Genomic DNA, 21,142 nt, shown 5'->3' on the forward strand with positions numbered 1-21,142 from the left:
GTGCGAAGGCCGGTCGCGTGGCGGTTGGCCCCGCCTCATTCCGCCGGGGCGAGGGGCCGGGACCGGTCTTTCCCCGTGAAGCCGAAGAAGCCGACCGCCGAGGCCACGATGACGCCGCCGCAGGCCGCCGCGATCCCGAGCACGAGCCCGAACCCGCCCCTCTCGTGCAGCAGGGCGATCAGCGGCACCGCGAACCCGCTCACGGTGAAACCGAGGAAATAGCGCACGCTGTAGGCCCGCGCGCGGTAGAGCGGCGGCACGTAGCGAGCCACCATCGCGTCGTTGATCACCACCTGCCCGTAGAGCGCGGCCATGGTCAGGACGAGCCCGGCGAGGAGCGGGACGCCGCTGCTCAGGGCGGCGATTCCGAGGCCCAGCGGCTGCAGCACGGACAGGCCGAGGAACAGCGCCGGCAGGCTGTAACGGTCGATCAGTCGCCCCGTGAGGAGTTGGGTCAGGGCTCCCACCATGAAGACCAGGGTGGCCACGGAGCCGATCAGCGCGAGGGGCAACCCCTCGCCGACGCGCTCGTCCACCACCTTCGGCAGGGCGATGGTGGTGATGTTGAAGGTCATCCCGCCGGCCACGATGGCGCAGGCGAAAACCACGAGCAGGGGGATGGGGCGGGACACCGCGAGCACCGCCTTCCCCCCTTCCTTGCCCTGCGCGCCCTCGCCGTCGCCGGGGACCATGGCCAGAAACGCAGTCCCGCAGGCGAGGCAGACCAGCCCCGGCACCACGAAGGCCGCCTGCCAGCCGAACCCCGTCGCCAGCAGAGCCGTGACACCCGAGGCCGTCGCGGCGCCGACATTGCCCCAGACGCCGTTGACGCCGAGGTCCCGCCCGAGGCGGCGCGAGTGGGAGACCAGCATGGTCGAGCCGACCGGGTGATAGATCGCCGAGGCCAGCCCGAGCACGCAGAGCCACAGGGCGAAAGCCGTCGGGCTGGCGGCGCTCGCGACCCCGAGGCACGACAGGCCGTAGCCGAAGAAGAACACCGCCAGGAGGTTTCGCCGTCCGAACCAGTCGGCGAGCCAGCCCATCGGCAGCGCACAGAGGCCGAAGGCCACGAAGGCCCCGGTGGCGAGCGCGATGAGCTCCCCATAGGAAAGCCCGGTCTGCGCCGCAATGGCGATCACGGCCGTCGGGTAGATCAGCAGCACGAAGTGATCGAGGGCATGCGCCACGTTGACGAAGCGCAGGGTGCGGCGGGACAGGGTTTCGGCGTCCATCGATAGAGGATCTCCGCAGGCAGGCCCCGCTCTAGCTGACCCGTTGAACGCTGTCGGGCCGAAGGTGTACGCGATCGGGCCAAGGCAAACGACGCCAAGGCAAACCGCGCCGACGGGGAAACCATGCGCTCCATCAGGGCCGAGGATTATCAGGACGTGCCGCGCGCCGTCGCGGTGATGCCCAAGACCTTCGTGGCCGGCAGCCGCACGGAGCGGCACTCCCACAAGCGGGCGCAGCTGCTCTACGCCACCGCCGGATTGATGATGGCGACCGCCGAGGACGGGACCTGGGTGGTGCCGGAGGGCCATGCCCTGTGGATCCCACCGCGCCTCCCCCACGCGGTGGTCATGCATGGCGAGGTCGCCATGTGCTCGGCCTATCTGGCCGTCGAGGCCATCGCCGGCTTCTCCGAACGGGCGCGCGTCATCGAAGTCTCGCCCCTCCTCGCCGCCGCCCTGGTCGCCCTGACAGGCGAGCCCGTTCTGTATGACGAGACGGGTCGCGGCGGGCATCTGGCCGCCCTGGTGCTCGACGAGACGAGACGCGCCCCCGAAACCCGGTTGACCCTGCCCTTGCCGCAGGATGCCCGCCTCCGGCGGATCTGCCTCGGGTTGATCGACGATCCCGCCTTGGCGCTCGGTCTCGACGCCTGGGCCGACCGGGCCGGCGTGAGCCGCCGGACCCTGACGCGCGGGTTTCGCCGGGAAACGGGCCTCAGCTTCGGGCAGTGGCGCGCGAGGGCCAGGATCGTGCGGGCCCTGGCCCTCGCGGCCGATGGCCGGGCGGCACGCCACGTCGCCGCCTCGGTCGGCTATCGGAGCCTCCAGGCCCTGAGGGGCAGGACCCAAGCGTTGATCGGGCAGGAGGGGGACACCCGGCCGGGCTTGGCCACCGTCGCTCCGCCGGATTGAAGAGCGTCGTCCGTCCCGGCAGGATCGGTCATGCCCCGAGCCCGAGGAGCCCGCAGAATGGGTCGACATCCGCGACCTCCCCAGCGCCGTCTCGGACCCGTTCGGGGCCGATCGCGATGCTGATGCGTCTGCTCGCCCTGTCGCTGGCGATATCCTCGCCCGCCTGCGCCTTCGACGAACTCCTGGTCCGGCCGCCGACGAGTCTGGCGGACGAGTGCGTGAACGGCCTCGTCGAGCATCGAACAGGCCAGTGGAAGCGGCGGGACCGGCCGCTCAGCTCCGGGGCGTTCGGGAGCGTCGAGGAGATCGTGCGGGACGTCGACCCGCCGGCCCTGCGCACCCTGGCGGAGCGCGGGTGCAGCCGGCACTTTCGGCATCTCTTCCTCTCCTGCACACGGGTCGATTGGTCCGAAAATGCTAGTCCCGCCCTCCGGCCCATGGGCGTTTCGGCCGAAACGGAGGCAGAGATGATGCGGGTCATGCGCGGATGCCTCACCGACCTGAAGCAGGCGGGCGTGCCGCCGGTGAGGAAGCGGTGAGCGCGCAGCCGGACGGCTGGAAGCGCCTGCCGTTCGGTAAGCGGGACGAGGCTATCGGGAGGTCGTGGTCCCCGACGATCCGGGTGGACATTTCCGGTCGGTCGTTCTCCGTCTATCCATCGGGCGCGATTAGGAACGCGACGCGGCGGTTCCGCTGCCGTCCGGCGGGGTCGTCGCGACCATCGGGATTGGCGTTGGGCGCGACCGGCATGGTCTCGCCCTTGCCCGCCGCCGACAGGCGCCCGGCGGCGATGCCGCGCCCCACCAGCCAAGCGCGGACGGAGACCGCCCGGCGCTCCGACAGGGCCTGGTTGTAGGCGTCCGCGCCCATGGCGTCGGTGTGGCCGGTGATGGCCATACGGGCCTTCGGCATGGCCGCGAGAACCTCTGAGAGCCGGACCAGGGCCGGGCGGGCTTCGGCGCGGATCACGGACTTGTCGAAGTCGAACAGGACATCGCTCGGCAGCTCCACCAGGATGGCCGCGCCCTCCCGCCGGGCGCCGAGGGCGGAGAGGTTGGCCTCCGTCTTCAGACGCGCCTCGGACGTCATGCCCTTCGCCCCGAAGGAGGAAGCGCCGCCCGAACTAGCCGCAGCGCTCGGTTGGGGCTTCTCCTCCCAATGCGAGGCGGGGAGGCCGATCTCGGCGAACCGGGAGGGAGCGTCGCCGATCGCGGCCCCGCCCGCCGTCACGGTGTAGCTCGACGCATGTCCCTCCGGAGCGAGCCCGGGCAGTGCCAGGATCGCCGCCAAAAGCACTGCCCCTCTCACGGGGTCAGAGCCAGCGGAACGGTGATGCCAGGCGCGTTGATGTCGTCGCCGGACCGGCCGGGGTTGAAGACCAGCGTCAGCCGGCTCGCGTCGGAGGGCAGGGCGCCGGGGAAAACGAGATCGCCCTCCATGGTCCGGCCGTTGAGAACGCGCATCCACTTGTTGTCGGCGATCTGGCGCAGGTGGAGACGCTGTTCCGCCCCGTCGCCCCAGGCGAGGTAGGCATTCTGCCGGTCGTTCATGTTGACGAAGGTCGTCTTGTGGCTGTCGAAACTCGCCAGCAGGCGGACCGTCGTGGCGTCCTCACCCAAAGTGACGGATTTCACCTGTACGGTCAGGCCCACCGGCGCGCTGACCTGCCCTCCGGCGATCGTCACCGTCCGGTCCGCGGCAAGTGCCGCGACGGGCAGCAGGGTCATCAACGCGAGGGCAGTTAGTCTCGAAACCAAAGCGGCGTTCCTTTCGAACGGAGAGACGCGGGCTTACGGTCAAGCATATAGAGAAATCGGCCCCCGCCGGAAGATACGGGTGCCGCCAAAGCGAGGCGGGACCGGAGCCACGCCTCGTCTGCAAGTTAAGTGGGGGCGACACGTCAGCCTCCCGCCGCTCCCGCTCAAGGGGATTCCCTCACACGATGCCGCTGGCTTCGAACGGCCACGGCTTTCCGAGCCGTTCGGCGACCTTCGCCGGATCGTGGCCGACCTCTGCCACGGCCGCCTCCACCTCCTCGCTCGGGGTCTGGAAGTAACGGGCCCAATAGGCCTTGTCCCGGGGCTCCTTCAGCGACACCGTGGTGGGCGCCTCGGGCGTGGATCCATCCATGCTCATCGGGCGGCTTCCTCAGCTTCGGTGCCGGGGCGGTCGCTCGGATCGTCCGGCGTTTCCCGGACGGTTCCGCTGACCGTATCCTTCGGCCCGGTCGCGGCGCTGTTCTGCTCGGGCTTGCCGGAGCCACCGCCGCGCGATCGGTCGTAGAAGGATGCGGCCAGATCCTCGTTCACCTTGGTCGGTTCGGGCGGTTTCGTCGTCTCGGACATGCGTCGCTCCCTGATCTGACGGGGCAACGCCTGAAGCGCGATGCGGGTTCGGGCCGGCCTCAATCGAGGTAGCTCAGGGCCATCCCCGTCCGGGGGTGGGGGAACACTCCCATACGCACCCCATAGATCGCCTCCAGCCCCTCAGGCGTCACGATCTCGACCGGGGTGCCGCGCGCGATGAGGCGTCCGCCATGGAGCGCGATGAGGTCGTCGCAGGTGCGGGCCGCCATGTTCACGTCGTGCAGGACCACGATGACGGTGAGGCCCCGCTCCTGGGACAGGTGACGCACGAGGGAGAGCACCTCGATCTGGTGGGCGATGTCGAGGGCGGCGATGGGCTCGTCGAGAAGCAGGCAGCGGGCATTCTGCGCCACCAGCATGGCGAGCCAGACGCGCTGACGCTCGCCGCCGGAGAGGCTGTCCACCATGCGCTCGGCGAAGGGTGTCACCTTGGTGAGCCGCATCGCCTCGGCGATGGCGTCCCGGTCGGTCGAGCCCAGTCGGCCCAACGCCCCGTGCCAGGGATAGCGGCCCATGGCGACGAGCTCCTTGACCAGCATACCGGGCGCCTGCGGCGTCGCCTGCGGCAGGTAGGCGACCTCGCGGGCGAAGGCGCGGTCTCCCAGACTCTCGATCGATGCGCCCTTGAACAGGAGACGGCCACCGCTCGGGGCCTGCTGGCGGGCCAGAAGCTTGATCAGGGTCGACTTGCCCGAGCCGTTATGGCCGATGAGGCCGATGACCCGCCCGGTGGGGATGGTGAGGCTCAGTGGGTGCAGCAGCACGCGTCCCGGAACGGAAAACGTGACCCCGTCGAGGCTGTAGTCCGCATCGTCCGGACTCGGCTCGCGTCTCGCTCCCGCATCGGCTCGGCTCAAGGACATCGTTCGCCCGTTCGACGCTGCAACGCCGCCATGATGGTGGGATCGAGGGCCGCGTCAGGCCCGCGCACCGGCCCTCTGCCGGTCGGCGAGGAGCGATTGGGCGATCTCATGCCCCCGCATGACCAGGATGGACAAGAGGGTATCGCTCAGACCGTGGGTCGGCTCGCTGAAACCCTGGACGTAGATGGCGGGCTCGAAGCCGGGCCGGGTGGCGAGGCGGTAGTCGCGTCCGATGGCGCCGTCGGTGAGATGCGGCGTGAGGGCCGGCATCATGGTCTCCAGACGGTCGCGGCGGTACCCCGTGGCGAGAATCACGGTGTCGTAGAATTCCCGCGTCGTGAGGCCGGTGGCGGCGTCCAGGGTTTCGAGGACGATCTCGCCGGCCTGCTCCGAGGACCCGACCACGGTGGTCCTCGGTCGTAGGGCATGGCGATGCTCGCCGCTGACCTTCTGCTGGTAGAGGAGATCGAAGATCCGCGTCAGCAGGTCGGTGTCGATCACCGAGTAATTGGTGCCGCGGAACTCGTCGATGATGGCCCGGCGATGGGCCTCGGGCTGGCCATAGACGAAGTCGGTGAAGTCCGGGTTGAAGATCTCGTTGACGAAAGGGCTGTCATCGGCGGGCTTCAGCGCCTGGCCGCGGAAGATCATGGCGATGTCCGCGTCGGGGATACGACTCTGCAGGTCGAGGAACAGCTCCGCCGCCGTCTGGCCCGCGCCGATGACGGCGATGCGCGGCCGGCGCGTGGAAGCCTCCGGCAGGGGAACACCGTCGATCCGCGACAGGTAGCGCGAGGAGTGGAACACCCGGGCGCTGCTCTGCAACTCCTCGAAGACCGGCAGGATGCGCGGCTCGCCCCCGGTGGCGAGGATGACGGCGCGGGTACGCCGCCTCTGCTCGCGGCCATCGGCCTTGCGTGAATGGACCAGCAGGTGGCGGATGGTATCGCCGCGTCCCTCCGGCTCGATGGCCAGCACCGTATCGCCGTAATCGCAGCGATCGGCGAAATGCCCCGCGACCCAGCGCAGATAGTCGTTGAACTCGATCCGGCTCGGGAAGAACGACTTGCGGTTGATGTAGTCGATCAGCCGGCCGTGGACATGCAGGTAGTTGATGAAGGTGTAGGGACTCGTCGGATCGCGCAGGGTGACGAGATCCTTCAGGAAGGAGATCTGCATCCCGCTATCGGGCAGAAGCATCCCGCCATGCCAGACAAACTCGTCCTGGCGCTCCAGAAAGCGCACGCGCGGTTGGCGGCCCTGCTGCCGTCCCGCCTCGTCGAGGGCGATGGCGAGCGCCAGGTTCGACGGGCCGAAGCCGACGCCGACCGCGTCGTAGGCCGGTGCTTCGTCGTCGTCCCAGCGCCCGCCCTGCGAACCCCGGAAGGTGTCGCGCAGGGAATATGAGGTGTCCGAGGGGTCGTAGGATTCCGTCATCACCGAACCTCCATTCCTGCGCCGAGATGTCCGCGCCGAGCGGACCTCACGATCCGCCGGCAACTGTCAGGCTAAGGGACGTTCGGGCGGGGGAGGGATTTAGGAGCCGCCGCGAAAATAGTTGCGCCGCCGCTTAAATTTCGGCCGTCCGCCACCGTCTTGGGCTTCGACACCGGCCCATTCGCGGAGCACGACGCCATGGCTATCGACGACAGCGAAGCGACGTTCCTCGTCGTGATCAACGGGGAGGAGCAATACTCGGTCTGGCCCGCCCACCGCGCCGTCCCGGCCGGGTGGCGTGCCACCGGCTTCTCCGGGCCACGCGCCTCGTGCCTCGCCCATATCGAGACGGTCTGGACCGACATGCGGCCGCTCAGCCTGCGCCGCGCCCTCGACGGCGACGCCAGAGCCTGAGCGTTCCGCCCCCCGTTCCGATGACACTTCCAGGACATCCGATGATCGACGGTCTTCCGCGCGCGCCGCTGGCGGTCCCGCCCGCATCAGACCTCGTCAGCCACCTGCGTTGGCTCGAGAGGAACCACGGCACCGTCCCGGCCCTGCATTTCCTCGACGACCCCCGGTCGGGCGAGATCACCGTCACCTATGCGGAGCTCGCCGGGCGCGCGCGGGCCATCGCCGCCCGGCTGCGGCGATCGGCGAGCCCCGGCGATCGGGTCTGCCTGCTACTCGATACCGGCCTCGACTATGTCGCGGGTTTCTTCGGCTGCCTCGAGGCCGGCCTCATTGCCGTCCCGGTCTTCCCGCCGGAGCCGCGCCGGGCGCAACATCAGGCGCGGATCGCCGCCATCATCGGGGATTCCGAGCCCTCGGTCGTCCTCGTCCATGACAGTGATGCGGAGTCCGTCCGCGACATGCTCGCGGCTTCGGGCCAGCCAGGGGCGGTCCTTCCGGTGGAGGACATCACCCCGGACGACCTCGCCGAGGGGGAGGGCGCCGACTGGCTCGTTGCCACGCCGGCACCGGAGGCGGTGGCCTTCCTGCAATACACGTCGGGCTCGACGGCGGTGCCGAAGGGCGTGGTCGTGAGCCACGGCAATCTCATCGCCAACGAACATCTGATCCGGGTCGGGTTCGATATCCGCCCCAACGACGTCATGGTGAGCTGGCTGCCGCTCTACCATGACATGGGGCTGATCGGCGGGATGCTGCAGCCGATCTATACAGGCATCCTGGGCGTCCTCATGTCGCCCAAGCATTTCCTCGGACGACCGGCACGCTGGCTGGAGGCCATCCACCGCTTTCGGGGGACGGTCAGCGGCGGACCCGATTTCGCGTTCCGCCTATGCCAGGACAGGGTCGATGACGAGACGGCGGCGCGTCTCGACCTGTCGAGCTGGCAGATCGCCTTCTCCGGGTCGGAGATGGTCCGCGCCTCCACCATGGCCGAGTTCGCAGAACGCTTCGCGCCCGCCGGCTTCGATCCCCGTGCGCTGAGGCCGTCCTACGGTCTGGCGGAGGCGACGCTGTTCCTCACCGCGGGCCAGCGGGGCGAGGGTATGCGCAGTCTTGACCTCGACCCGGCCATTCTCGCGGAAGGCCGCGCCGTGGCGGCAGAGGAGGGCACTCGGCTGGTCGATTGCGGTTTCGCGCAGCCCGACCATCCGATTCACATCGCCGGACCAGACGGGGCCAGCCTGCCCGATGGGACAATCGGCGAGGTCGTGGCATCCGGCCCAAGCCTCGCCCAGGGCTATTGGCGCAACCAGGACGCCACCGATGCCGCCTTCGTCGAGCGGGACGGTATCCGGAGCCTCAGGACGGGAGACCTCGGCTTCCTGCATGGGGGCCGGCTGTTTCTCGTCGGGCGCGAGAAGGATCTCATCATCCTGCGCGGTCAGAACGTCTACCCGCAAGATGTGGAGCGGGTCGTCGAGCGGAATATCGACATCCTGCGCCAGGGACGCATCGCCGCCTTCGCCATCGAGCGGGATGGGCGTGAAGGCATCGGCGTCGCGGTGGAGGTCTCGCGCACCGTCCAGAAGCTCACCGCGCCCGAGGCGCTGGCCGCCCTGGTGTCCGAGGCGGTCGCCGATGCCTTCCTCGAGACCGCGCGTGTCGTCGTTCTCCTCAATCCAGGCGGCCTGCCGCGCACATCCAGCGGGAAGATCCAGCGGGGCGCCGCGCGGCGCGGGTGGCAGGCAGGCTCCCTCGACGCCTATGCGGTGGTGGAGGATGGCCGCCGAGTCGACGGAGAGGAGGCACCGAACCCCCGCCCCGATATAACCATGACCGGGTTGGAGTTGCGCCTCGCCGCGATCTGGTCCGCGCTTCTCGACCGCAGCGACGTGACCCGCGACAGCCACTTCTTCGCCCTCGGCGGCAACTCGATCGCGGCCATACGGATGCTCGCCGAGCTTCGCACCGCGCTCGGCGTCGCAGTTCCCCCACAGGTTCTGTTCGCTCATCCCCGGCTCGGGGCGTTCGCCGGCGCGGTGGAAGCCGAAATCGCGGCGGGCCGGAAAGCCCTCCTGATCAAGCCCGCCTCGCGGGAGGTAGCGCTTCCCTTGTCCCTGGCGCAGGAGCGGCTGTGGTTCGAGGCCGAGTTCGGCGACGACGAAACTCATCATATCGCAGGCGGTATTCATCTGCGCGGCTCCCTCGACCGCGATGCCCTGACGCGCAGCCTCGATGCCCTCACGGCGCGCCACGACGCCTTCCGGACGCGGCTCTCTCGCAGACCCGATGGTCGCGGAGAACAAAGGATAGAAGCCGGCTACAAGATAGATTTAGCCGACTTCGATCTCTCGACGATCCCTCTACAATCCCGCGAAAAGCGCTTCGCCGAACTCTGTCGCGAGGAGGCCAAACGGCCCTTCGCGCGATGCGGCGGCCCCCTGGCGCGCTTCACCCTGGTCCAGCTCGACGAGATGCATCACGTTCTCCTCATCACCCTGCATCACATCGTGGCCGATGGTTGGTCCATGACGGTGATCCTGCGTGAATGGCCCGCCCTGTACGCGGCGGAAGTCGAAGGACGATCGGAGGATCTGGCCGCCCTAGCGATCCAACCGGCCGATATCGCATTCTGGCAGAGGGGTGAGGCCCAGGCCGAAGCGATGGAGGCCGATCTGTCCTGGTGGCGCGACCGCCTCGGCGACGCGGAACCCGACCTGTCCCTTACCGACCGTCGCAGGCCCGCCGGGCAGCCAGATCGCGTCTGCCGGCACGGTTTCGCGATCGCTGACGGCCTGACCCGCCAAGTCACGGCCCTCGCGGCGGAAACCGGCACGTCGCCCTTCGCGATCCTGCTCAGCGCCTTCGCGCTGTTCCTTCAGCGCTACGGCGAAGCACGGCACCTGCGCATCGCGATGCCGGTGGCGGGTCGCCACCTGCCCGGCGTCGAGAATCTCGTGGGCGTCTTCGTAAATACGCTGGTGCTGCCGGTGACCATCGATCCGGTCCTGCCGGGTCGCGAGGTCGTGAGCCGGACCTGGGCCTCGCTCACCGATGCCCTGGCCCATCAGGACCTGCCCTTCGAGCGTCTGGTGGAAGCCCTTCAGCCGGAGCGTGTTCCAGGTCGCGCACCGCTCGCCCGCGTCATGATCAGTCAGCAGCCGGCGGCTTTGGGGGCGTTCGGTACGGCCGGCGGCCTCACGCTGGAAGCGTTCGGCCAGGATACCGGCACGCCTGCCTACGATCTCGTCTTGGAAGTGGCGGAGAAAGCCGGCAGCCTGTCCGCGACCTTCGCCTATTCCGAGGCCCTGTTCGATGGTGATACCATCGCCGGGTTCGAGCACGGCTATCTCGCCCTCCTCGACGGCCTCACCGGTAGCCCGACCGAGCGTGTTGACGCGTTGCCTCTAGTTCCGTTCGCAGTCCTGTCGGATCTGTCGGCGCCCTACGCGGATGGGATGCCGCTGTCGGAGGGGCTGGTGCCGGAACTCATCGGCGAGGCGGCCCTCGCCGATCCCGACGCGCCAGCGGTGGTCTGCGGGCCGCGCACCACCACGTTCGGCGAGCTCGACCGGGCGGCCAACCGTCTCGCCCACCGGTTGATCCGTGAGGGAATCGGCCCCGAGACCGTGGTCGCCGTCGCCCTGCCGCGCGGGCCCGACCAGATCGCCGCCTTCCTCGCCATCCTCCGGGCGGGTGGCGCCTTCCTGCCCCTCGATCCGGCCCAGCCGACGGCACGCCTCACCGCCCTCGTCGAGGATGCCGGCGCCCGCCTGCTGCTGGCCCGAGGCAGCACCCTCGACGGGCTGAGCCGAGCCGGTCCGGGCGGCCTCGCACGGCTCGACCCGTCGAACCTCGACCTCGCCTCCGAGCCGGAGTCCGCGCCGTCCCGCACGGCCCATCCGGACCAGCTCGCCTACGTCATCTACACCTCGGGCTCGACGGGCCGGCCCAAGGGCGTCGCCGTGGCGCACGGTCCCCTGGCCCGGCACGTGCGCGCCACCGGTGCGGTCTACGGCACGAACCGGCAGACCCGCGAGCTCCACGTCCTGTCGATGAGCTTCGACGGGGCGCAGGAGCGCTGGATGGTGCCGCTGGCCTTCGGCGGCTGCGTCGTGCTCAAGCCCGACGGATTATGGACCCCGCGCGAGGCGCTGGACGCCATGGAGCGTCACGGCGTGACCCATGCAGGCTTCCCCACCGCCTACATGCACCAGCTCGCGCTCGAGGCCGCCAGCGGCCCGCGCCCGCGCCGGCGCTCGTACAGCTTCGGCGGCGAGGCGCTGTCGCGGGAGAGCTTCGCCCTGATCGGCCGGGCGCTCGACCCGACCCTGCTGATCAACGGCTACGGCCCGACCGAGACGGTGATCTCGCCCCTCGTCTGGCGGGCCCGGGCCGGCGACGCGGTGGAGGGGGCCTACGCGCCGATCGGCCGGGCTGTGGGGGATCGCCGGGCCTACATCCTCGACGCGGCGTTGCAGCCGGTGCCGGTGGGCGTCACCGGGGAACTGCATCTCGGCGGGGACGCTCTGGCGCGGGGCTATCTTAGCCAGGCCGGGCAGACGGCGGACCGGTTCATCCCCGACCCGTTCCCGGAGCTGTCGGGCCGGGAAGGCGGCCGACTCTACCGCACCGGGGATCTGGGGCGCTGGCGGGCGGACGGGACGGTGGAGTATCTCGGCCGGGCCGATGCGCAGGTGAAGCTGCGCGGGTTCCGGATCGAACTCGGCGAGGTCGAGGCGGCGCTGCTGGCGCAGGAGATCGTGGCCGGCGCGGCGGCGGGCCTGCGTCAGGGTCCGGCGGGTCCGATGCTGGTGGCCTACGTCGTCACTGCGGCCGGGGCGGAGTTCGACCCCGCGGCACTCCGGGCGGAGCTCGCCCGGCGGCTGCCGGACTACATGGTGCCGAGCCGGATCGTGGCGCTGGATCGGTTACCGCTGACGCCCAACGGCAAGCTCGACCGCGCGGCCCTGCCGGAGCCCGCGCCGCTGGCGGAGGGGCTAAGCGGCCCCTCGCGTCCGCTCACCGCCACCGAGACCGTGGTGGCCGAGATCTGGGCCAAGGCGCTGGGCCTCCCCGCCATCCCCCCCGACCGGAACTTCTTCGAGGCGGGCGGCGATTCCATCCTCAGCCTGCAGATCGTCGCCCGCCTGCGCGAAGCGGGTTTTGCCGCGACGCCGCGCCAAATCTTCGAGCATCAGACGGTGGCGGCGCTCGCCCGAGTCATCGCGCCGGTCGAGGGGTCAGCGGCCACGATCCGCGTGCCGGAAGGCCCTGCCCCCCTCACGCCGATCCAGCATTGGTTCTTCGAGCAACCGATGCCGAAGCGCGATCACTGGAACCAGTCCGTCGAGCTGGATGCCCGCGTGAATCTCGATGCCGACCGTCTCGGAGAGGCGCTGACGGCCCTCGTCGCCCATCACGAGGCGTTGCGCTACGCCTTCGGTCGTGACGCGGAAGGCGCGTGGTTTCAGGAGCCGGTCTCGCCGGCTCGCCTCGCCGATCCGCTTTCGGTGGTCGAAGTGGAGAGCGATGACGAGGCGCCGACCTGCTTTCTCGCCGCCGAGCGCAGCCTCAACCTCGCGGATGGGCGCGTCTTCGCCGCTGTGCTGGCAAACCTTCCCGGCGGACGCCAGCGCCTGCTGCTCACTGCTCATCATCTCGTCGTAGATGCCGTCTCCTGGCGCATCCTCGTCTCGGACCTCGACCTGCTCTACCGAGGCGATGCGGCCCTCGTGCCCGCGACGCCGTTCCGGTCCTGGGCCCACCGCCTGCGCGACCATGCGGCGGAGATCCGGACGGAGAGTGAGGCGTGGATCAGCGCGCTCTCAGGCTCGACCGCCCGGCTTCCCGTCGACCATCCCGATGCCCCGCGCGATCAGCGTCACGCACGAGCGACCCATCTGGCCCTCGATTCTTCTGTCGTGGCCGGCCTCAATCGTCTGCGCAAAGCCTATCGGATGCGCCTCGACGAGGTGCTTCTGTCGGGCCTGTCGCGCGCCCTGTCCACTTGGACGAAGCATCCCACGTTCGGCGTGACGCTCGAACGCCATGGGCGGGACGGCGACGCGGCGGATATTCCCCTCGACCGGACCGTCGGCTGGTTCACCACCCTGGTGCCGGTCGGCCTGACGATTTCGGGCGACATCGCGCGCGATCTGAAGGCGACGAAAGAAACCCTGCGTCGGCTTCCCGGCGACGGCACGGACTTCTCGCTCCCGCGCTATCTCGGGTCACGGACCGAACGTGAGCGCCTGTCCGCGCTGCCATGGCCGGAGGTGACGTTCAATCACCTCGGCACCGTCGCCGATATCGATGCGGGCCCCCTGTTCTCTCTCGACACCGAGGCGATGCGGCTGTCGGCGGATCCCGCTGCTCCGCTGGGCTCCGAACTCGTGGTCGACAGCTACCAGGGCCAGGGAGCGATCACCCTGCGCCTCGGCTATGGCGGGGACCGTTTCGACGGCTCGACCATCGAAAGACTGATCGACCTCCTCAGGCTCGCATTCGAGGCCCTCGCCGCGCATGGCCATGACGAGGCCGCCGGCGGCGCGACCCCATCGGATTTCGCCCTCGCCGCCCTGACCCAGGACGAACTGGACGGCTTCGGCCTCGATTGGCGGACGATCGAGGACCTCTACCCGCTGACCCCGACACAGGGCGGGATCCTGTTCCACGCGCTCGCCGCTCCGGGGGCCGGTCTCTACGTCAATCAACTCAGCGTCACCCTGGGCGGCCTCGATCCCGAGCGCTTCGCGACGGCGTGGCGGGCGAGCGTGGCGCGCCATCCCATCCTGCGCACCAGCTTCCACTGGACGGACGAATTCGACGCTCCCTTGCAGGTCGTCCATGCCTCTGCGGACCTGCCGGTCACGCGCCTCGACCGGCCGGACGCGACCGACGCGGATCTCGCTGCGATCGCCGAGGCCGAGCGAGCCCAAGGCTTCGACCTGTCCCGGCCGCCACTGATGCGCCTCCTCATCGTCGATCTCGGCCGGGGGCGGCATCGGCTGATCTGGACCTGCCATCATCTCCTCCTCGACGGATGGAGCAATGCCCGCCTGATCTCCGAGGTGCTCCGCGACTATGCGGGCGAGACGATCGCGCCGCCGTCCCGCCTGTTCCGCGACCATCTCGCCCGGCTCTCGACACGCGACCGCGGCGGCGACGAGCGGTTCTGGCGTGACGCCCTGGCCCCGCTGGACGCGCCCAGCCTCATCTCCCCGGCTCTGTCCGGCGTGGCAGGGGCGAGCGGCCACATCGCCATCGATACGGTCTTGGGCGAAGCCCGCACCGACCGTCTCCATGCTTTCGCCCGGCGTGAGCAGGTGACCCTGAACACGGTGTTCGAAGCCGCATGGGCGCTCACCCTGGGCCGGTTCACCGAACGCAAGAGCGTGGCGTTCGGAATCACCGGGTCGGGCCGTCCGCCTGACGATGGCGGGATGCACGAGGTGCTCGGCCTGTTCATCAATACGGTGCCGCGCTGCGTCGAACTTGGCGGACGGCGTCCGGTCTCGGACTGGCTGCGCCGGCTCCAGGGCGAGGCGGCGGCCCTGCGCGACCACGATCTCGCTTCCCTCGCCGATATCCAGGCCTGGGCCGGGCGGAGCGGACAGCCGCTCTTCGACAGCCTGCTCGTGGTCGAGAATTATCCTCTCGACGCCGTCGTCCGCGAGCGCAGCCTCGGCGGGCTGGAATTCGGTCCGGTGACGACGCTGGAAGCCACCGACGTCCCCCTGACCCTGTCGCTTCTTCTCGATGGCGCGCCACGCCTCAACTGGAGCGTGGATCAGGCCCGGATTTCCCCGGCCGACATCCACCGTCTCAATGCGCAGCTGCTGCACATCCTCGACACCGTCATGGATGCGGCTGGCGCGCCCGTGGATACGCTCTCCCTCGTCCTGCCGGAGGAGATCGAGCAGGCCCGACGCCGGGCCGCCGACAGCCGCACGGCCCCGGTCGAACCCGCCATCCATCTGCGGATCGCGGAACACGCCAGGGTGCGGCCGGACGCGGTGGCCGTCACCTTCGAGGGCGAGCGGGCGACCTATGCGGAGATCGAGACCAGAGCGACGCGTCTTGCCCGGCGTCTCGTCCGTGAAGGCGTGCGCCCCGGTGATCTCGTGGGACTCTGCGCAGAGCGCTCGCTCTCGCTCATCGTCGGGATCCTTGCGATCCTGAAGAGCGGAGCCGGCTATGTTCCCCTCGATCCGAGCTATCCGGCCGAGCGTATCGAGTTCATGCTCGTCGATTCCGGTGCCCGACACGTGCTCACCACCATGGGTCTCGCCGCGAGCCTGCCCGAGGGTGGTCCCCAGCCGATCCTCCTCGACGAAGCGGCGGCGACCGAGGACGGAGACACCCCCTTGCCGCCGGCGCCTCATCCCGATCAGCCGGCCTATGTGATCTACACCTCGGGCTCCACCGGACAGCCGAAGGGCGTCGTCGTCACCCATGCCAACGCTGCGCGCCTGCTGACCACCACGCAGGCTGATTTCGGCTTTGGCCAGGACGATGTCTGGACCCTGTTTCATGCCTACGGGTTCGACTTCTCGGTCTGGGAAATCTTCGGGGCGCTCTGCCATGGGGGGCGCCTCGTCGTGGTGCCGCGTGAGGTGACGCGAGCGGCGGATGCGTTCCTCGATCTCCTCGTCCACGAGGGCGTCACGGTGCTGAACCAGACCCCCTCCGCCTTCCGGCCGCTGATGCAGGCGGCCGTCGCCCGGCCGCAGGGATTGGCCCTGCGCCACGTCGTGTTCGGCGGAGAGGCCCTCGACGTCGCCGGGCTGAAGCCCTGGTTCGATCGGTTCGGCGATGCGGTGCCGCGTCTCGTGAACATGTACGGCATCACCGAGACGACGGTTCACGTGACCTACCGACCTCTCGCCGCCGGCGACGCGCAGAGGGCGGACAGCCCCATCGGCGAGGCGTTGCCCGACCTCACCCTGCACCTGCTCGACGATTCCCTCGATCCCGTTCCCGACGGGGTGACGGGCGAGATCCATGTGGGCGGTGCCGGCTTGGCCCAGGGCTATCTCGGGCGCGCCGCGCTGACGGCCGAACGCTTCGTGCCGGATCCGTTCGGCCCTCCGGGCGGACGGCTCTATCGCAGCGGCGATCTCGCCCTTCGCCGGCCGGACGGCACGCTCGCCTATCTTGGGCGGGCCGACGGACAGGTGAAGCTGCGCGGTTTCCGGATCGAGACGGGCGAGATCGCCGCCGCCCTGCGGGCACAGGACGGTATCGCCGATGCCGCGATCGTGCTTCGCGAGACGGCGGGGGACAAGCAGCTCGTCGCCTATGTCACCGGCACGCCAGTGGACGAGGCGAGCCTGCGTGAAGCCCTACTTCGCCGGCTACCGAGCCATATGGTCCCGGCCCATATCGTGTCTGTACCGTCCTTGCCCCTCACGCCGAACGGCAAGCTCGACCTTCACGCATTGCCCGCGCCCCTGCCCCTCTCGCGAGCCTCGGCCGAGCCGGAGGGGGCGATGGAGGTCGCCCTCGCGGAGGTCTGGCGCGAGGTGCTGGAGGTGGACGCGATTGGCCGCGACGACGATTTCTTCGGCCTCGGCGGCCATTCCCTCACCGCCGCACAGCTCGCCATGCGGGTGAAGCAGCGCCTCGGCGTCACCGTACCGATCCGCGCCCTGTTCGAAGCGCCGACCCTGCGCGGCTATGCCCTCGCGGTGACGTCGAACGAGACGGCGGGCGACGGACGGGACGAGGCGGACGACCTGTCCGACATGGACGCCCTCCTCGCCGATCTGGAGGCCTGAATGACCGCCCACCCCGCCGACCAAGCCACACCCCAGGCGACCGATCTCAGCCGCCGCTTCGGCCGGCTTCCCGCCGACAAGCGCCGAATCTTCCTCGACGCCCTGGCCTCCCGGGGTATCGATTTCGCCCGGTTGCCGATCGTCGCGCGGGAGGAGGATACCGGCCCCGAGAGGGTCGCGCCCCTGTCCTACGCGCAGGAGCGGCTGTGGCTCATCGGTCGGATGGGAGGCGACGCCGCCCTGCTCCATATCGCGGGCGGTCTCGACCTCGTCGGGCCGCTCGACGGCGATGCCCTGACGCGAGCCTTCGAAGCCCTGGTCGCGCGGCATCCGGCCCTGAGGACGGGGTTCCGTGCCGGCGAGAGCGACGGGGTCGAGGCCGTCACCCTGGCGGTGGTCGCGGCGAGCCTCCGGCGAGTCTCGCTCGAGACGTCGGATCGCGATATCGCAGAGGAGCGCCTCGCCGCCCTGTCCCGCGAGGAGGCCAGGCGCCCGTTCGATCTGGCGGCACCGCCCCTGTTCAGAGCCGTGCTGGTTCGTATGGAGCCCGAGCGCCACGTCCTCCTCCTGACGATGCATCACCTCGTCTCGGACGGTCGCTCGGTGGAAATCCTGCTCGCCGAGCTGATGCACGTCTACGCGGCGGGCGAGGCCGCCGGCCCGCCCGCGCTGCCCATCGCCTATGCCGATTACGCGCGCTGGCAGCGCGATTGGCTGGAGGCGGGCGAGCTCGACCGCCAGCTCTCCTGGTGGCGCGAGCGCCTCGGGGCCACCGAGACCGTGATCCCGCTGCCCACTGACCGGCCCCGCCCGGCGGTTCAGAGTTTCCGGGGCGCGGCGGTGGATTTCACCCTCGATGCCGATGTGGCGACCGGGCTCGAAGCCCTGGCGCGGCAGGCCGGCGCAACCAGTGCCATGGTCCTCCTCGCCATCCTGTCCCTGGTCCTCCGGCGCTATACCGGTGAGGCGGACCTGCGCATCGGCATCCCTGTAGCCAACCGAAACCGGCCGGAGACGGAAGGGCTCGTCGGTCTCTTCGTCAACACCCTGGCGATCCGGGTCATCGTCGATCCGGGCGCGAGCGTCCTCGACCATGTGCGGGCCGTGCGCGACGCTATGGTGGATGCTCAAGGCCACCAGGACCTGCCCTTCGAGCGACTGGTCGAAGCGCTCCAGACCCGCCGGACCGTGAGCCACACCCCCGTCGTCCAGGTGATGCACAGCCACCGCGTCGAGGGGCCGGGACGGTTCGAGATCGGCGACCTGACGGTCTCGCCCTTCGGACGCGGGACCGGCAACGTCCAGTTCGATCTCGTGCTGGAGACGGTGACGGAAGCCCGCGGGGCGCTGCGCGGATCGTTCGGCTATGCCCGCGACCTGTTCCAGCGGGACACGATGGAGCGGATGCGAGACGGGTTCCTCACCCTTCTGCGCGGTGCGGTAGAGGAGCCCGGCCGCCGTGTTGACGCGTTGCCTCTAGTTCCGTTCGAGGCCCTGTCGGATCTGTCGGCGCCCTACGCGGATGGGATGCCGCTGTCGGAGGGGCTGGTGCCGGAACTCATCGGCGAGGCGGCCCTCGCCGATCCCGACGCGCCAGCGGTGGTCTGCGGGCCGCGCACCACCACGTTCGGCGAGCTCGACCGGGCGGCCAACCGTCTCGCCCACCGGTTGATCCGTGAGGGAATCGGCCCCGAGACCGTGGTCGCCGTCGCCCTGCCGCGCGGGCCCGACCAGATCGCCGCCTTCCTCGCCATCCTCCGGGCGGGTGGCGCCTTCCTGCCCCTCGATCCGGCCCAGCCGACGGCACGCCTCACCGCCCTCGTCGAGGATGCCGGCGCCCGCCTGCTGCTGGCCCGAGGCAGCACCCTCGACGGGCTGAGCCGAGCCGGTCCGGGCGGCCTCGCACGGCTCGACCCGTCGAACCTCGACCTCGCCTCCGAGCCGGAGTCCGCGCCGTCCCGCACGGCCCATCCGGACCAGCTCGCCTACGTCATCTACACCTCGGGCTCGACGGGCCGGCCCAAGGGCGTCGCCGTGGCGCACGGTCCCCTGGCCCGGCACGTGCGCGCCACCGGTGCGGTCTACGGCACGAACCGGCAGACCCGCGAGCTCCACGTCCTGTCGATGAGCTTCGACGGGGCGCAGGAGCGCTGGATGGTGCCGCTGGCCTTCGGCGGCTGCGTCGTGCTCAAGCCCGACGGATTATGGACCCCGCGCGAGGCGCTGGACGCCATGGAGCGTCACGGCGTGACCCATGCAGGCTTCCCCACCGCCTACATGCACCAGCTCGCGCTCGAGGCCGCCAGCGGCCCGCGCCCGCGCCGGCGCTCGTACAGCTTCGGCGGCGAGGCGCTGTCGCGGGAGAGCTTCGCCCTGATCGGCCGGGCGCTCGACCCGACCCTGCTGATCAACGGCTACGGCCCGACCGAGACGGTGATCTCGCCCCTCGTCTGGCGGGCCCGGGCCGGCGACGCGGTGGAGGGGGCCTACGCGCCGATCGGCCGGGCTGTGGGGGATCGCCGGGCCTACATCCTCGACGCGGCGTTGCAGCCGGTGCCGGTGGGCGTCACCGGGGAACTGCATCTCGGCGGGGACGCTCTGGCGCGGGGCTATCTTAGCCAGGCCGGGCAGACGGCGGACCGGTTCATCCCCGACCCGTTCCCGGAGCTGTCGGGCCGGGAAGGCGGCCGACTCTACCGCACCGGGGATCTGGGGCGCTGGCGGGCGGACGGGACGGTGGAGTATCTCGGCCGGGCCGATGCGCAGGTGAAGCTGCGCGGGTTCCGGATCGAACTCGGCGAGGTCGAGGCGGCGCTGCTGGCGCAGGAGATCGTGGCCGGCGCGGCGGCGGGCCTGCGTCAGGGGCCGGCGGGTCCGATGCTGGTGGCCTACGTCGTCACTGCGGCCGGGGCGGAGTTCGACCCCGCGGCACTCCGGGCCGACCTCGCCCGACGCTTGCCGGACTACATGGTACCGAGCCGGATCGTGGCGCTGGATCGTCTTCCGCTGACGCCCAACGGCAAGCTCGACCGTGCGGCCCTGCCGGAGCCCGCGCCGCTGGCGGAGGGGCTAAGCGGCCCCTCGCGTCCGCTCACCGCCACCGAGACCGTGGTGGCCGACATCTGGGCCAAGGCGCTCGGCCTCCCCGCCATCCCCCCCGACCGGAACTTCTTCGAGGCGGGGGCGAACTCGCTCACCGCCCTGCGCGTCCTCACCGCCCTCGGCACGGCCTTCCCGGAGCGTAGCCCCACCATCGCCGACATCTTCAACAACCAGAGCGTCGAGACCCTGGCCGCCGCGCTCACCGCCGATGCGGTCGGCACCGCGCAGGTGGTGCGCCTACGGACGACCGGCGACCGGCCGATGCTCTACTGCTTCCCCGGCCTGATGGTGAACACCCGCGAATACGCGCCGCTGGTCCGCCGCCTCGGGCCGGACCAGCCGGTCACCGGCTTCGTCTGCTACTCTCTCACCGACGCGCGCAAGAGCGTGGTCTCGGTGGAGGACATCGCCGCGCGCTACGCGGAGATCATCGAGAAGGAGAGCGCCGGACGCCCCTGCACCATGCTCGGCTGGTCCTGGGGCGGCGTCCTCGCCTACGAGGCGGCGCGGATGCTGGGCTCGCGCGTCGACCTCGGCTTCGTCGGTATGCTCGACGTCTGCGACATCGATGTGAGCTTCGCCGTCGGCGCCCTGCCGGTGCTGACGCCGGAGCATCGCCGCCACCTTCAGGAGAACGTCGCGTCCTGGCTGGAGCGCTCGCCGATGAGGGCCGATTGGGAGGACCTGTTCCGGCGCATGGACCCGGAACTCCATGAGCAGTTCCTCGCCTATGTGGCGGCCGCCCCCGATCCGCTACCCCTCGACGGGCCGGGCGTCGGCAGCAAGGAATACGAACTCTGGACCTTCGTCGACAACACGCTGCTGTACCGCCGCTACCGGGCGGACAAATTCGATTGCCCGATCCGGGTCTGGCTTGCCGGCCGCTCGGTGGAGCGTGGCCTCAACCATGTGGATTGGGGGCGCTACTCCAACCGGGTGGAACAGGTGACCGTGATCCCCGACGTCACCCACCGGGAGATCGTGGATTCCACGATGTTCCACGACAGTTTCGCGGCCTCGCTGTGAGGGGCGAG

12 protein-coding genes are annotated in these 21,142 nt (G+C 70.1%); 5 read left to right on the forward strand and 7 right to left on the reverse strand.

The window, feature by feature from the left end; all coding sequences use genetic code 11:
* Positions 1-35 precede the first annotated feature (35 nt).
* Positions 36-1,232 (reverse strand): MFS transporter, encoded by a 1,197-nt coding sequence (locus ACYQML_RS05880; protein WP_461234988.1) that lies wholly within the window; start codon positions 1,230-1,232, stop codon positions 36-38.
* 123 nt (positions 1,233-1,355) lie between these two features.
* Between ACYQML_RS05880 and ACYQML_RS05885 the strand changes: the two genes are divergently transcribed.
* Both ACYQML_RS05885 and ACYQML_RS05890 read left to right on the forward strand, forming a co-directional pair.
* On the forward strand, positions 1,356-2,144 hold the full coding sequence (locus ACYQML_RS05885; RefSeq protein ID WP_461234989.1) for a helix-turn-helix domain-containing protein: 789 nt from the start codon (positions 1,356-1,358) through the stop codon (positions 2,142-2,144).
* Between the two features lie 116 nt (positions 2,145-2,260).
* A complete protein-coding gene (locus ACYQML_RS05890; RefSeq protein WP_461234990.1) occupies positions 2,261-2,683 on the forward strand; it encodes a hypothetical protein in 423 nt (140 codons plus the stop codon).
* Between the two features lie 112 nt (positions 2,684-2,795).
* On the opposite strand, the gene ACYQML_RS05895 is transcribed toward ACYQML_RS05890, so the two are convergent.
* From ACYQML_RS05895 to ACYQML_RS05920, 6 genes are all read right to left on the reverse strand, one after another.
* Positions 2,796-3,452 carry an OmpA family protein gene (locus ACYQML_RS05895; RefSeq protein ID WP_461234991.1) on the reverse strand — a complete coding sequence of 219 codons (657 nt, stop codon included), beginning with the start codon at positions 3,450-3,452 and terminating at the stop codon, positions 2,796-2,798.
* A complete protein-coding gene (locus ACYQML_RS05900) occupies positions 3,449-3,871 on the reverse strand; it encodes a hypothetical protein (protein ID WP_056426730.1) in 423 nt (140 codons plus the stop codon). The genes ACYQML_RS05895 and ACYQML_RS05900 overlap by 4 nt, the downstream gene beginning before the upstream one ends.
* Before the next feature lie 208 nt (positions 3,872-4,079).
* Positions 4,080-4,280: a DUF3606 domain-containing protein gene (locus ACYQML_RS05905; RefSeq protein WP_461221586.1), complete on the reverse strand. Its 201-nt coding sequence runs from the start codon at positions 4,278-4,280 to the stop codon at positions 4,080-4,082.
* On the reverse strand, positions 4,277-4,489 hold the full coding sequence (locus ACYQML_RS05910; protein ID WP_461234992.1) for a hypothetical protein: 213 nt from the start codon (positions 4,487-4,489) through the stop codon (positions 4,277-4,279). The genes ACYQML_RS05905 and ACYQML_RS05910 overlap by 4 nt, the downstream gene beginning before the upstream one ends.
* Before the next feature lie 59 nt (positions 4,490-4,548).
* A complete protein-coding gene (locus ACYQML_RS05915) occupies positions 4,549-5,373 on the reverse strand; it encodes an ATP-binding cassette domain-containing protein (protein ID WP_419953382.1) in 825 nt (274 codons plus the stop codon).
* Between the two features lie 54 nt (positions 5,374-5,427).
* Positions 5,428-6,810 carry a lysine N(6)-hydroxylase/L-ornithine N(5)-oxygenase family protein gene (locus ACYQML_RS05920; RefSeq protein ID WP_461234993.1) on the reverse strand — a complete coding sequence of 461 codons (1,383 nt, stop codon included), beginning with the start codon at positions 6,808-6,810 and terminating at the stop codon, positions 5,428-5,430.
* A gap of 198 nt (positions 6,811-7,008) precedes the next feature.
* On the opposite strand from ACYQML_RS05920, the gene ACYQML_RS05925 reads away from it, so the two are divergent.
* The 3 genes from ACYQML_RS05925 to ACYQML_RS05935 are packed head-to-tail and all read left to right on the forward strand — an operon-like array spanning position 7,009 to position 21,134.
* Positions 7,009-7,224, forward strand: coding sequence for an MbtH family protein (locus ACYQML_RS05925; protein WP_056426712.1), 216 nt, complete (start codon positions 7,009-7,011; stop codon positions 7,222-7,224).
* 41 nt (positions 7,225-7,265) lie between these two features.
* Positions 7,266-17,006: an amino acid adenylation domain-containing protein gene (locus ACYQML_RS05930; protein WP_461234994.1), complete on the forward strand. Its 9,741-nt coding sequence runs from the start codon at positions 7,266-7,268 to the stop codon at positions 17,004-17,006.
* Positions 17,007-21,134 carry an amino acid adenylation domain-containing protein gene (locus ACYQML_RS05935; RefSeq protein WP_461234995.1) on the forward strand — a complete coding sequence of 1,376 codons (4,128 nt, stop codon included), beginning with the start codon at positions 17,007-17,009 and terminating at the stop codon, positions 21,132-21,134. It abuts the gene before it with no gap.
* Positions 21,135-21,142: the final 8 nt, after the last annotated feature.

Source organism: Methylobacterium sp. CM6244 (assembly GCF_054817885.1).